Here is a 649-nt window from a genome sequence, read left to right as displayed (position 1 = left end):
AGGAGTACGCCTTGTCCCCGGCCACGGCGGCGGGCCGGGTGCGCGGGCGCCCGACGGGCAGCCGGACACGGACCTTCTTCAGGACCGGGACGAACTGCGTGCTGTCGGCGGCCTGTCCGGCGGTCACCACGATCGACAGCGGGCGGCACCTGCGGTCGGACGCGAGATGGACCTTGCAGGTCAGGCCACCTCTGGATCTGCCGAGCAGGGCCTGTTCCAGGCGGGCTCCGCGTCGGCGCCGGACGCGTCGCCGCTCTTCCCGGCCGCAGTCGTCTCCGGCATCCTGTCCGTTCTGTCCCCCTGGGCCGGCCCCTTTTGCCGGGCCTGTTCCTGTTCCCGCACGGCTTCCTCCAGTGCCTCCATGACCTCGGGATCGATGCGCATCCCGGCGGCATCGTGATGCGCCCGGGCGGTCGTGGAATCCACGCTGACCAGCGACAGGTCCGTCTTCCCCCGCCGGGCGGCCTCGGCGATCAGCCCTTCCAGCAGCGCGGCGAAGACTCCCGCGTCCCGCCAGACCCGGAAACGGCCGTAGACGGTGGGCCAGGGGCGAACTCCCCGGGCATCTCCCGCCACTGAGCGCCGGACCGGAAACGCCAGATCACTCCCTCGAACCGGTCCCGCAGCTTCACCGGGTAGGGGCCGTACT

1 pseudogene is annotated in these 649 nt (G+C 72.0%); it reads right to left on the bottom strand.

The features are described 5' to 3' along the window. Positions 1-649, bottom strand: a pseudogene (locus ADL01_RS42415) (transposase); the annotation flags it as partial.

It is taken from the genome of Streptomyces sp. NRRL WC-3618, assembly GCF_001280005.1.
Classification (GTDB): Bacteria; Actinomycetota; Actinomycetes; order Streptomycetales; family Streptomycetaceae; genus Streptomyces.
The sequence above is the reverse complement of the archived record's forward strand: the minus strand, read 5'-3'. Positions and strand labels throughout refer to the sequence as shown.